Origin of the sequence: Gilliamella sp. App2-1 (assembly GCF_001690255.1) — a bacterium.
GTDB classification, from domain to species: Bacteria; Pseudomonadota; Gammaproteobacteria; order Enterobacterales; family Orbaceae; genus Gilliamella; species Gilliamella apicola_G.
This window is the reverse complement of record NZ_LZGR01000063.1, coordinates 1-14031: the sequence shown is the minus strand read 5'-3', so window position 1 is coordinate 14031 and position 14031 is coordinate 1. Positions and strand designations below refer to the sequence as shown.

The following is a 14031-nucleotide window of genomic DNA, read 5'->3' as shown; positions in this document are numbered from 1 at the left end:
TTTAAACTCTATGGATAATAATTTTATACAGAATAGCTTATGTAAATAAAAAAGCTAGCAGATCACTAGCTTTTTTATTTTATTATAGATTAAAAAATATATTTTTAAATACGGTGAACAGATGTTGTGTTAGTCGTTCCGCTTGGTACTAAAGCACCTGATACCATCACAATAATATCACCTTGTTGTAAACTGCATACTTTAACTGCCATCTCTTTACCTAAACGATAAAAATCATCAGTTGAGTTGATTGAATCAATTAAAATAGGTTCTACACCTTTTGTTACTGCTAATTGATTAACTGTTTTTTGGCTTGATGAAAGCGCTAAAATACGTGCTTTAGGAAAATAATGACGAACTTCACGAGCAGATTTACCACTACGAGTTGCAACAACAATTAATGGTGCATTCAGACGTTCAGCAATTTCTACCGCACCACAACAAACAGCTGCAGTTATGCGTAATTTTTCTTCTTTTGATGTTAATTCTAATGATGCAGGAATTGTACCATCAGTACGTTTACAGATAGTCGCCATGACACTCACTGTCTCAAGTGGATATTTGCCTTTAGCACTTTCACCTGACAGCATAACAGCATCGGTACCATCAATAATTGCATTTGCCACATCTCCAGCTTCAGCTCGAGTAGGGCGTGGGTTTTTTATCATTGAATCAAGCATTTGTGTTGCTGTAATAACGGGCTTAGAAGCTTTATTACATTTTTTTATCATCATTTTTTGAGCAAAAATAACTTCTTCAACGGCAATTTCAACACCTAAGTCACCACGTGCAACCATAATACCATCAGAAGCTTCAAGAATTTCATCGAAATTATCTAAACCTTCTTGGTTTTCGATTTTAGAGATGATTTTAATGTCTTCACCGCCATGAGTTTTTAAATGTGCACGGATATCTTCAACATCAGAACGTTTACGTATAAATGATGCGGCAATAAAGTCAACACCTTGTTCACAACCAAAGATAAGATCGTTTTTGTCTTTTTCTGCAAGTGCTGGCAGCTTAATTGAAACACCTGGTAAATTGATACCTTTATTTTCACCAAGATCACCATTATTTAAAACGGTACAGATAACTTCGTTACCTTTGATTTCTTTAACATCCATGGCAATTAAACCATCATCAACAAGTACTCTGTTACCTGGTTTAAGATCATGTGCAAAGCCATCATAAGTAACCGCTACTCGTTCAGTATTTCCGATAACATTTTTATCTGTTGTAAAAGTAAACGTTTGACCAGCAACAAGCGATACATCATTACCACCTTCTAATTTAATAGTACGAATTTCTGGTCCTTTGGTATCTAGCATGATAGCTGCTTTTAAACCAGTTTCTTGCATGACTTCACGTAAGTTTTTAATACGATTGCCATGCTCTTCATAATCACCATGAGAAAAGTTTAAACGCATAACGTTCATTCCTGCGTTTAATAGTTTTGCTAACATTTCTTTTGATTCAGATTTTGGTCCGATAGTACAAACAATTTTTGTCTTTTTCATAATAATATCTACTTAGTAATTTATTTAAAGTTAAAGTTAAAGTTTTAATTCAATTTAAAAATTCGATAAACCAACGTTATGCAAAAAAAAACCAATGACAAAGCATTGGCAATATTGATTAAAAGGATTTTTATAGCTTTAATTAAATAGCTACAAAATTCGTATAAAACTCTTGAAAAATATGATAATTTCATCAATAAGTTAGATCCTTTAAAAATTGTCCTTATTATATTCTTAACAGTATTTTAAATAAAGTTTTTTATCTCAAATTAATAGATATATTTATATCAAAAAGTCTTAAAAAATAACATGTATGTGCTACATTAAATCTTTAAGTTGATAAATTAATTCATTTTCGTGGTCTTTTAAGGTTAATTGATCATTGGTTAAATTGATCTTAGCGCCTTCAGTAATTAATTGATCAATAATATAATCTAATTGATTTAATTGATCATCATTACAAAGCATTTTGGTCATCGCAAGGCTTGCACCTTTAATGTTATCATTATTTAAGGTAACTTGACCAGAAAACTGATTACACATTTTTCCTGTGATAATCATGTTTTCTCCAAATATAAGCTCAGCTTGTTCATATAAAGGAATATCTTGACCATTTACTTTAATTAGTGCAAAACGGTGATGCATAAGGTCGGTATCTTGTATTTTATTTGATTTATCACATCCTGACATACATAAAGAAGCCATAAATAGTGAAATTAGCAATAACGTTTTTTTCATTTGAACTCCTAATAATAGGTTAAATTTGCTATAATTGAGTCTAATTATGACTTTAATTAAAATATCTGACGAGCCATGTTATCTCAACAACAATTAAAAAATCTTGATTCAATGACTTTCGTAAATAAACATAAAATAATAAAATTAGTCCAGAAAAGTCAAACTATAGCTGATATAGATTCCGCCATACATGAGGCTCATTTAGATTTCCAAGCCAGAGTAGCATCGTTACCAAAGAAAATTGATTTTCCCGATAATTTACCTGTCGCTGAAAAAAAACAAGAAATTTATGACACAATTAAGCATCATCAAGTAGTCATAATTGCTGGTGAAACGGGTTCAGGAAAAACGACACAAATTCCAAAAATCTGTTTAGAATTAGGCTTAGGCGTCAAAGGCTATATTGGTCACACCCAACCAAGGAGATTAGCTGCACGTTCAGTGGCTAATCGTATTGCAGATGAGTTGAAAACAGAAATAGGGCAATTAGTTGGTTTCAAAGTCAGATTCTCTGATCATGTTAGTGAAACAACACTGATTAAATTAATGACTGACGGTATATTGCTTGCTGAAATTCAAAAAGATAAACTTTTATTACAATACGATACCATTATTATTGACGAAGCTCATGAACGTAGCTTAAACATTGATTTTATTTTAGGCTACCTTAAGCAATTATTACCTAAACGTCCAGACTTGAAAGTCATAATAACATCGGCAACGATTGATGTGGAACGTTTTTCTAAACATTTTAACCAAGCACCGATTATTGAAGTGTCGGGTCGTACCTATCCAGTTGAAGTTAGATATCGTCCCACAATATTAAATGAAGATGATAATTACAATGATAAAAATAGTGATTTTCAACCGATCATAGAAGCAATTGATGAACTGTCTGCTGAAAGCCATGGTGATATACTTATTTTTCTAACTGGTGAAAGAGAAATTCGAGATCTTGCAGATACACTTAATAAATTGGAACTTCGTCATACTGATATCTTACCATTATATGCAAGGTTATCAGTATCAGAACAAAATCGGATTTTTCAGTCACACACTAAAAGGCGAATAGTTCTAGCAACAAATGTGGCAGAAACATCGTTAACGGTGCCTGGAATTAAATATGTTATCGACACGGGTTTAGCTAGGATTAGTCGCTATAGTTATCGCACTAAAGTTCAACGTTTACCGATTGAACCGATATCTCAAGCTTCAGCCAACCAACGAAAAGGGCGCTGTGGGCGAACCTCAGATGGTATCTGCATCCGGTTATATGATGAACAAGATTTTTTATCTCGCCCCGAATTTACCGATCCTGAAATTTTACGTACCAATTTAGCATCGGTGATATTACAGATGACCTCGTTAGGTTTAGGTGACATTGCAGCATTTCCTTTTGTTGAAGCGCCTGATGCAAAATATATTCGTGATGGCATTCGATTGTTAGAAGAACTCGGTGCAATATTTACTAAACATCATCGATATCATTTAACTGAAATAGGACGGATTTTAGCACAATTACCCATCGACCCAAGGTTGGCCAGAATGCTGGTCGAAGCAAGGCGATTAGGTTGTACTAAAGAAATAATGATAATTACTGCAGCTTTGTCGATACAAGATCCTAGAGAAAGACCTTTTGATAAACAGCAAATTTCTGATGAAAAACATCGGCGTTTTGTAGATAAGGAGTCCGATTTTATTTCTCTGATTAATTTATGGAATTATATTAAAGAACAACAAAATATGCTATCCGGCAATCAATTTAGACGATTGTGTCAGAAGGAGTTCTTAAACTACCTTCGGATTCGAGAATGGCAAGATGTTTATACACAAATTAGACAAACAATTAAACAATTAGCATTCCCTATAAATAGTAAAGCGGCAGATTATAATTCATTACATATTTCATTACTAAGTGGTTTATTATCCCATATCGGAATGAAGGAACTTGAAAAGCATGAGTATATTGGGGCGCGAAATATTAAATTTGCAATTTTTCCTAATTCGGCACTTTTCAAAAATCAACCTAAATGGTGTATCGTTAGTGAACTGATTGAAACTAGCCGGCTATGGGGAAGAACAGCGGCTAAAATTGAAGCTGAATGGATTGAGCCCATAGCAAAACATTTGGTGAAATATAGTTATAACGAACCGAGGTGGTCAAAAAAACAAGGTACAACAATTGCAAATGAAAAAGTGACATTATTTGGTTTACCTATTGTTGCTAGCCGAATAGTGAATTATAGTAAAATCGATCCTGGATTAAGTCGTTCCCTATTTATTCGTCATGCCTTGGTTGAAGGGGATTGGTTTACCAACCATCAGTTTTATAAAAAAAATAAAAAATTGATTAATGAAGTTGAAGATCTTGAACATAAATCTCGTCGGCAAGATATTTTAATTGATGATGATGAACTTTTTGAATTTTATGATAAACGAATTGATAAATCTGTCGTGTCATCTAAACACTTTGATGCTTGGTGGAAACAAAAGCAGAAATCAGCCCCTGACTTTCTTAATGTTGAGAAAGCGATGTTGATCAAACAATCAGCACAACTGATTAATTTAAATGACTTTCCTGATTTTTGGAATCAAGATAATTTGAAATTAGCACTGAGTTATCAATTTGATATAAGAGATAAACGTGACGGCGTCACAATAAGGATACCTCTTAATCTATTAAACCAAATCAAAAATAGGGGATTTGATTGGCAGGTACCAGGTTTTAGAAAAAATTTAATTATTGCACTAATCAAATCATTACCTAAATCACTGCGCCGAAATTTTGTTCCAGCACCAAACTATGCTGATGCATTTTTGAGTAGAGGTATTTCAACGGATCAACCTTTACTCGAAAGTTTAGAAACCGAATTTCACAAAATGACAGGTGTAAAAATTACCCCTGAAGATTGGCAATTGGATCAAATTCCTGATTATTTGAAAATGACTTTTAGCATTGTTGATAATAACAATAAAGAAATTGCTACAAGTAAAGACCTCGTTTTACTAAAAGAACAACTCAAAAACGAACTTCAACAAGCATTATCATCTTTAACAATTAAGAAAACGGTTCAAATTGAGCAAAGTAATTTAACTGGGTGGAGTTTCGGCTCTCTACCTAGTATCTATGAAGAAAAGCATAAAAATTATACGATTAAAGCTTATCCGGCAATCATTGATAATCAACAATCTGTAAGCATTAAGCTAGTAGATAATCCAGATGAGCAACAAAGACTGACAAAATTAGGGTTAAGACGTTTACTTATACTCAATATACCATCGCCAATCAAGTATTTACATGAAAAGTTACCAAATAAATCTAAATTAAGTTTATATTTCAATGCTTTTGGTACAGTACTGAGTTTAATTGATGACTGCATTGCTTGTGGTGTTGATTATTTAATTGAACAAAATGGTCAAGTCATTCAAAGCCAAAATAACTACGAGAAATTATTGGATTATACCAAAGCGAATATCAATGAAATTGTGGTTGATATTGCAAAACAAGTTGAGTCCATTTTGACTTTATATTACAACATCAGTAAAAAATTAAAAGGTCGTATTGACTTAGCATTAGCTTTTGCTTTATCTGATATAAAAAAACAACTTGATCACCTTGTTTATAAAGGTTTTGTTACGCAATCAGGTTATAAGCGGCTGCCAGATATCAACCGTTATTTAACTGCAATTGAAAAAAGAATTGAAAAACTCATGTTAAATTACACTAAAGATAGGCTGTCGATGAATATAGTTGAAGAGATTGAAAATGAATATGAAAAATGGCTTAATAGCTTACCAGAAAACTCAAAATTACAAGAAAAAGTAATAAATATACGTTGGATGATTGAAGAATTAAGAGTAAATCTATTTGCGCAACAGCTAGGCACATCATATCCCATTTCAGCAAAACGCATTAAGCAACAAATTGATACAGTTAAATCTGAATTATAATGATGGAATGAATAAAGAATTCGTTTGAATAAAATAATAGGGCGCTTATGCGCCCAATTATCTATATACGTTTCATCGATAAAGGTCAACAAAAACAGTTATATTTGGACCATTTGAATCATGAGCCACTCGGGCTATGTGATAATACTTAGCTCCAGCATCAATGGCTCGTTTACCAGCTTGATAAGAAATTTCCTGATCAGTCACATAGTAGCCTCTAAATTTAATTGTATCAAATGCGACCATTTTGGCTGCAGTTGCATCATTTAATTCTTGAATTTTTCTTCCATCGGGCAGAGTGACAGTGTAACGAGTTATGCGCTGCAGCTCATTTGCAACCGCAGTAACGCCCAATTTAGGTGTACTTGTTGCTGTAGGCGTTGTTGCATTATTGGTAGATTGATCAATGACTTTTACTTTATTATTAAATTTGTTAGCATAAAATTTTTCATTAAAAGCTGAAGAAGAATAATAACCAGGTTTTTCAACTTGCATTGCCACATCACCACCTTGCGCAAGGGCTTGTTGCCCAGCTTCAGAATCATAAGGTATTGCATCTTCTGGTTGCAGATTACGTACTGGCGCATCTTTTTTAAACAAATAGGCTGTAACTTGTATATTACTACCTAATTGAGAATGTGAATCGATATAATAAGCATAAGCACCTTTTGCCGAAGCTTCTTTAGCAATTGCTTGGTTTATATCATATTCACTAGAAAAATACCCTCGAATACGAATAATATTGAATGGTTCTAAACGTATAGCTTTAGATTTGGAATATTCATACACACCTTCAAATTTGCGCAATTTTTCAGTTTGTTCTTCTGCTTTAGGCGCATCAGCTTTATATAATTTAGCGTAAACAATCCGTAAAGTATCATTAGATGGGCTGATATTGGTTGTGGTTATATAAAAAGAAGCTGCACCTTCTTTATCTGCAGCTCTTGACATGGCCATAACATAATCATTATCAGTGTAAAATGCTCCACGGATGGTTATGTTTTTAAATGGCTGCAAATCTTTAGCTTGTTGCTCTGTTAGTTGTTGGGCTGCAAACGTAGAAAGAGAGACAAAGGTCATAGTTGTCACAATGAATATTTTCTTTAAACTTGCCATATATTAAGACCTTAAATAAATTATTTTGATTATTTTAACATAGATATATCTAGTTACCTAAATCTATCAAAGCATTTAAATTTTTAATAAATATATATTTTCCTTTAGCTGATATAATATTCTGTTCTTGCAATTTTGATAAATTTCTACTAACTGTCTCAATTGTTAAGCCTAAATAATTAGCGATATCAGCCCGACTCATCATAAGTTTAATATTTAATGAAGAATGACCTCTTTTTTCATAACGTTGATAAAGCGAATATATGAAGGTTGCTAATCGTTCATCTGCTTTTTTTTGCGAGTAGCATAATACTAATTTTTGATAATTATAAATATCAGAACTTAGCAAATTAAAAACCATGTCTCTGATATTTTTTTGAGTATCGACTAAAGACATTAATTCATCATAATAAAGTTCACAAACAAGAGTATTACAAAGAGATTGAATATTATTGTTATATACTTTGGTTGAAAGTGAATCTAAACCAACAATATCGCCAGGTAAATAAAAACCATTAATTTGTTGTTGATTATCCGGTGTAGTAACAAAAGTTTTTAATGCCCCCGAATGAATAATATATAATTTGGTAAATGGTGTATTTGCTTTAACTAGAATTTCATCTTTGGTATAAGACATTTTTTGCTCTAATATGCTATCTAACTTATTGTTAAGTAACATTGGAATGCAAAGAGATCCCATACTACACAATTCACATGGAACAGAATAACTGTTGGAACGTAATCTCTTAAATATATTTTGCATATTGACGAAAAGTAATGATCATAGTTTATTATGATCATTAGGGTATCATATTTTATAATAAAACCACAATTGCTCGCTAATTATTATTTTTATTCTATTGTGTAAAGAGGGGTAAAATAAAAAAACCTATTTTAAAAATGCCAGTTCCTGGTAGTGAAGTTATTTTTATGACAAAAAATTAAAGTATCGAATGAAATTATAGCTATAAATGGAAGTAGTGAGGAATTCGCAATAATCAACTTAATTTAACATAATATACATTATGCGCACTAAAATAAATGTACATGAATTATTGAGATATAACTAATAAAATCAGCATGTAAATTCAAGTATAAACTGGCTGGAATATATTGAAATCTATTATAATCTCCAACACAGCCATACAATATGACCAAAATGACAAAATGATATAGGTGTGTATTGTCTAATATTTTGGCTAGGATCGAGATATTCGTAAAGCGATTTATACCATTAATGCAATGCGATAGAGTCTTTAAATACGGTATTCCATAGGTTTTGCCGACCAAAAGTCATTTATCTGTCAATACAACAAGTTTCTGAAAAATGGATATAAAATTTGCTGACAGAATCAACCTAAAAAATTCCAAGTTGAGCCTATATCCCACAGTTGTTGTTTTAGATAAATCAAGTATAAATTCAATGATGTTTATTGTTAATCATTAAGTTACAATTCACAAAACTAACCACTGGGAAAATTTTCACCCTCTTTTTTTTAATTATAAAAAACTATAAATATCAAAATGTTAAAGTCGGAATAATGTATATTATGTTAAATTAAGTTGATTATTACGAATTCCTCACTACTTCCATTTATAACTATAATTTCATTCGATACTTTAATTTTTTGTCATAAAAATAACTTCACTACCAGGAACTGGCATTTTTAAAATAGGTTTTTTTATTTTACCCCAAACCTGCATTTCACAAGCTTTACAATTAAACTTCAGTAGTAATTCTTCATTATTATTTTGAATCAATTTCATTGGTGTAACTTTGGTTTTAACTCCCTGAATCCCTTTTGCTTGTTTTGGACACAAATTAAATGCAAATCGTAAGCAATGTTTCGTTATCATTAATGGTGCATCATCTTTAACTTCATGAGCCTCATAGGCACTTTCGATTAATTCAACTCCATGTTGTGTATAAAACTCTCTTGCTTTATGATTATAAACGTTGGCTAAAAAACTTAAATGATTTTCAGGATAAATTGGAGCCGGTTTCTGTTCAGGTTTACGTCTTTGGGGATGATAATTTGCTAACCTTGCAGCAGTCAATTTATCAATGGCATCTCGTCTAAATTGGTTTAATTGGCTAATTGGAATAAAATAAATTTTTGATAGATTTACTTCAAATTCAGTTAGATAATATATAGATTGTCCTAGTTTAGCTAAATTATCTCTAATATTTATCAATGCTTTATCTGGTTGCTCTGCAAGATTGAATGTGCCCTTTAGTTCTAATTTAACACAAATTCCCTCTTCACTTTTTGCTTTTAGCTCAATACCATTTTCGATATTATATAATTCAAATGACACGCCAATTCTACGATTACTTGATTCTTTCAATAAATTTTGTTGCCACATGTGATCAAGATTTCGATTGATCATATAAGGTAATTTAGCTGAAAAAAGTGGTTTAGGGATTTCATTTGGGTAAATTCGGTATTGATTGACCGAAAGTTTTTCTATCTTATCGGCTCTAAATCCAAAAATCTCTCGTTTTATCAGTACATTTAAACCATCTCCGTTAGTTAATATTTTCTCGGATTTAATATCGATGGTTTTAGGCGTAATCTTGGTTATCTCTCCAATTTGTAAGCCAATAAATTTAGGTGAATTGAAAGCGCCTATATTTGGCTTTCTTCCGTGTACAAAATAATCCGTGCTTCCTCGATGAAATGTTTGGTTAGGATCTGGTGTAAAAAAGTGTTCTGTTCGACCGCTTGATGCTTGTTGTAGAGCAGGAGATTGGGTTAAAATATTATCTAATTTTTGACGATAAAAAGCAGTAATATTTTTGACATAACTTAAATCTTTGTAACGCCCTTCTATTTTGAAAGATCTCACACCTGCTTGAATTAAATCGCTCAAATTATCTGATTGATTATTATCTTTCATTGATAATAAATGTTTATCGTAAGCAACAATACGACCTTGATCATCTTTTAAGGTGAAAGGAAGCCGACAAGCTTGGGAACAATCTCCCCGATTGGCACTACGCCCTGTTTGTGCATGAGAGATATAACACTGTCCTGAAAATGCCACACAAAGCGCACCATGAATAAAAAACTCTATTTTTGCATCAATCTGATCATTAATTTTTGCTATCTCAGCTAAATTAAGTTCACGAGCCAATACTATTTGTGAAAAACCAACATCAGACAAGAATTTGGCTTTTTCAGGTGTTCTAATATCCATTTGAGTGCTAGCATGCAAATCTATGGGGGGAATATCTAAATTCAAAATACCCATATCTTGCACAATTAACGCATCAATACCTGCATCATAAAACTGCCATATAAGTTGTCTTGCCGGTTCAAGTTCGTTATCGTGAAGTATGGTATTTAAGGTTACAAACACTTTTGCATAATAACGATGGGCAAATTCGACTAGCTGAGCAATATCGCTAACCGAATTACCTGCATTATATCTAGCACCAAAGTTCGGTCCACCAATATATACGGCATCTGCGCCATGTAAAATAGCCTGCTGTGCAATCTCAATATTTTTGGCCGGGCTAAGTAATTCTAATTTATTATTGGTGTTTTGATGTTGTGGCATTATAAACTCTTTGAAACGATAACTAATTAATAGTGTATTCTTTATTTGACAAGCATTATTGTTAATTTAATAATGCTTGTCAAAAATTTTCAGGTAAGTAACGTTTGTGTATAAAATTTGTTATAGATTAACGAACTATTAACTTTGGTAAGTCCTATTTTGTAAAGCTTCTATACGTTTTTCTAAAGGTGGATGAGACATAAACAATTCTGAAAATTTCACTTTTTTTGCACCATTAATGCAGAATGCTAAAATTGAAGCATCCTCACTTGGCTCATAGCTAGTTTTAAGTTTTTCTAAAGCTGCAATCATTTTTGTATTTCCAACTAATTTAGCCGCACCAGCATCAGCGTGAAATTCTCGATAACGAGAAAACCACATTGTTATAAGGCTAGCTAAAATACCAAATACCATTTCAAAAACCATAACTATCAAGAAATACGCTAACTGTGATAAATCGCGATTGCGGTCATTTAATGCTTGTGCGACAACAGAGGCTAAAATTCGTGAAATAAAAATAACAAAAGTATTAAGCACACCTTGTAATAAAGTCATTGTGACCATATCGCCATTAGCAACATGGCTCATTTCATGACCAATCACTGCTTCAGCTTCATCTTGAGTCATCGTATTTAATAAACCAGTACTTACCGCAACAAGAGAGCTATTTTTGGTTGCGCCAGTTGCAAAAGCATTTACGTCTTGAGCATGATAAATAGCAACATCTGGCATTTTTATATTAAGTTCTGTTGATAACCGGCGAACAACATCAAGTAACCATTGCTCTTGATTATTATTAGGTTGCGTAATAATTTGTCCCCCTACTGACCTCAAAGCCATTCGCTTAGATAACAGAAGGGATATAAAAGATCCACCAAAACCAAATATTGCCGCAAAAATAAGTAATCCTAACGTACTATGTGAATCAATGCCTAAAATACTTAGAATAATTCCGAATACAAACATAACAGCTAAGTTAGTTAAAATAAACAATCCAATTCGCATCATAATGAATATTTCTCTTTTTATTATGGTTTTAAATTATTAAATAAATTAATGGAGCTATCTCCAAGGAAGGCTAATAATATATTATAAACGGTAAAAATATAACTCCAATTTTATGCTATTTTGCAATTATCATTTTTATGGAATATTTACATGATGAAAACCCCAGTGTAAATACCTCAAACTTAGTACAAGATTCAAGTAGAAAATTATACTGCTTGTCTTAGGGTTTTATATTCAAATTGAATTTCCCATGCCATATTTACGGCAAAATTCCTTGACAGGGATACCGGCTTCTGCTTCTTTTAAAATAGATACAATCTGATGTTCAGTCATTTTTTCATATTTAAATCCTCTCTGGGTTAATAAAGAGAATTTTCTACTCTTTTACTGTACTATTTTAAGGGGTAGTTATACTAACACTTTGGTTCGATAAGTTCGGTTAAATCATTCAATATAACCGTACCTATTGCACAGAAATATTGGATTTATATCTATTTAATAATCTGGAACAAGCAAGAAAGGTAACCGAAGAATGGCTAACAATTTCTAACACAGAAAAACCGCAGGAGGTATTAAATTATATGACGCTGATTGTGTATAAAATCCTAAATCAAGCAGTATAATTTTCTACGTTTGCTGTGTTCTCTTAGGAGACAATTACTATTTGTATTGGACAAGCATTATTGTTAATTTAATAATGCTTGCCAAAAATTTTTAGTTAACCATATATTTCCGTATAAAATCTATCATATATTAACTAACCGTTAACTTTGAAGCCCATTTCTTAAGTATTCTATACGTTTTTTAATACGGTAATCATTAAAGCAATATAATTTTATTATTCATAGAATAACTCCCATAGGTCCAATTTTTACAATACTAGGGTGATCTTCAGATATTTTTTTATTATTTATTAAATTATCTATTTCATCTAAGGCTAATTCTGGATTATCAAAACTAATCCCAGACAGCATATCTGGAGCAAACCTCCACCATTGCTGTTTTAGTAATCTTTCAATAATTTTATCATCGAATCTATAACGAATCACTTGTGCTGGTACACCGCCCACTATTGAGTATGGTTCAACATCTTTGACAACAACTGCTCCAGCTGCAATTATAGCACCATCCCCAATAGTAACGTTTGGTGTGATAGTAACATTTGTACCTATCCACACATCATTCCCTATTGTAATAGTTTTGGTAGGTTTTTCAAAAACAATTCTATTTTCCAATGGATATTCTATAGGGACTGGAAAAGCCCCCCACTGAAAAGGACTTGTCGATAACCAAGTAGTTGGATGATTACCATCGCCTATTTTTACATCAGGCGCTATTGAACAATAGCGCCCTATCGATTTTAGCCCCGGTGATAATCTACATCCCTTCCTTATGTATGTATATGCGCCAATAGAACCTTTAAATGATATTTCACCACCAATTTTTAGTGGTGCTTCACATAAAACCTCAGCGCTATTTTCAAATATGGTACCTCTATATACATATATTTTATGTTTTCCCAGAATGACTTTTTGATCGTGATTCATATTATCGGCTCCTATTCGAATCTATAAAACTACTTTTCAAATGACGATTTTAAAGGAAAGTAAGATTCTAAAAAATCAATCGTCAAATCGTTTACAGATAAAAGTTTATCTTCAGGAACTGCAACATCGTTAATACAGATAGTTTTATATTTTCTTGTTTTAAAAACACCATTAAACTGCTTATCAATCGTTTTTTTATATAAAGCTAAATAACGATGTGGTAGTGTAGACGGGACAGCTAACCCTTTTTGGAATCCATAATGGTACTGCATAAAGGCAATCGGTCTTAAATCATTTTTAGATCTAAACCTTTCCTTTTCACATTTAGAAAATTCCTCTTCAAATTTATTTTCTAGAAAATATAAAAGACTTCTTTTGGATGGATAAGGACAATGTAACATTATATCATTACCAGATTTTCCAAGATCTTTTTTTATCAATCCAATTGCGTTACGATCCGATAATAAATATTCCTCTCTAGAATCATCAATATCTTCTTCATAAACTCTAGTCTCTGCTGGGAAATACTTAATAATACCATTAGCAAAGAAAAAGTCACTTGGTGTACAAAAATCCGTTAACATAAAATC

At 32.1% G+C, this 14031-nt stretch carries 10 protein-coding genes; 2 read left to right on the top strand and 8 right to left on the bottom strand.

Going from position 1 to position 14031, the window contains the following annotated elements; translation table 11 throughout:
* Positions 1 to 104: 104 nt before the first annotated feature.
* A complete protein-coding gene (pykF, locus tag A9G22_RS08660; RefSeq protein ID WP_075508715.1) occupies positions 105 to 1517 on the bottom strand; it encodes a pyruvate kinase PykF in 1413 nt (470 codons plus the stop codon).
* Between the two features lie 318 nt (positions 1518 to 1835).
* Positions 1836 to 2255: an META domain-containing protein gene (locus tag A9G22_RS08655; RefSeq protein ID WP_065586074.1), complete on the bottom strand. Its 420-nt coding sequence runs from the start codon at positions 2253 to 2255 to the stop codon at positions 1836 to 1838.
* Positions 2256 to 2330: 75 nt separating this feature from the next.
* Here A9G22_RS08655 and hrpA point away from each other — a divergent pair, with 75 nt between their 5' ends.
* Positions 2331 to 6206: an ATP-dependent RNA helicase HrpA gene (gene hrpA, locus A9G22_RS08650; protein WP_082264525.1), complete on the top strand. Its 3876-nt coding sequence runs from the start codon at positions 2331 to 2333 to the stop codon at positions 6204 to 6206.
* A gap of 72 nt (positions 6207 to 6278) precedes the next feature.
* Here hrpA and A9G22_RS08645 read toward each other — a convergent pair whose 3' ends face one another.
* From A9G22_RS08645 to htpX, 4 genes are all read right to left on the bottom strand, one after another.
* Positions 6279 to 7322 (bottom strand): YdgH/BhsA/McbA-like domain containing protein, encoded by a 1044-nt coding sequence (locus A9G22_RS08645; protein WP_065586075.1) that lies wholly within the window; start codon positions 7320 to 7322, stop codon positions 6279 to 6281.
* A 49-nt stretch (positions 7323 to 7371) separates the two neighbouring features.
* Positions 7372 to 7959, bottom strand: coding sequence for a helix-turn-helix domain-containing protein (locus A9G22_RS08640; RefSeq protein WP_176700259.1), 588 nt, complete (start codon positions 7957 to 7959; stop codon positions 7372 to 7374).
* Positions 7960 to 8942: 983 nt separating this feature from the next.
* A complete protein-coding gene (locus A9G22_RS08635) occupies positions 8943 to 10886 on the bottom strand; it encodes a peptidase U32 family protein (protein ID WP_075508714.1) in 1944 nt (647 codons plus the stop codon).
* A gap of 138 nt (positions 10887 to 11024) precedes the next feature.
* Positions 11025 to 11894, bottom strand: coding sequence for a protease HtpX (htpX, locus tag A9G22_RS08630; RefSeq protein WP_065587363.1), 870 nt, complete (start codon positions 11892 to 11894; stop codon positions 11025 to 11027).
* A gap of 443 nt (positions 11895 to 12337) precedes the next feature.
* On the opposite strand from htpX, the gene A9G22_RS11860 reads away from it, so the two are divergent.
* Positions 12338 to 12517 carry an integrase core domain-containing protein gene (locus tag A9G22_RS11860; RefSeq protein ID WP_081297023.1) on the top strand — a complete coding sequence of 60 codons (180 nt, stop codon included), beginning with the start codon at positions 12338 to 12340 and terminating at the stop codon, positions 12515 to 12517.
* A 219-nt stretch (positions 12518 to 12736) separates the two neighbouring features.
* Here the strand turns inward: A9G22_RS11860 and A9G22_RS08620 are convergent, their stop codons facing one another.
* Positions 12737 to 13441: a CatB-related O-acetyltransferase gene (locus tag A9G22_RS08620; protein WP_065587362.1), complete on the bottom strand. Its 705-nt coding sequence runs from the start codon at positions 13439 to 13441 to the stop codon at positions 12737 to 12739.
* A 29-nt stretch (positions 13442 to 13470) separates the two neighbouring features.
* Positions 13471 to 14031, bottom strand: a 561-nt coding sequence (locus A9G22_RS08615; RefSeq protein ID WP_141670026.1) for a stealth conserved region 3 domain-containing protein, incomplete at its 5' end; no start/stop codon positions are given.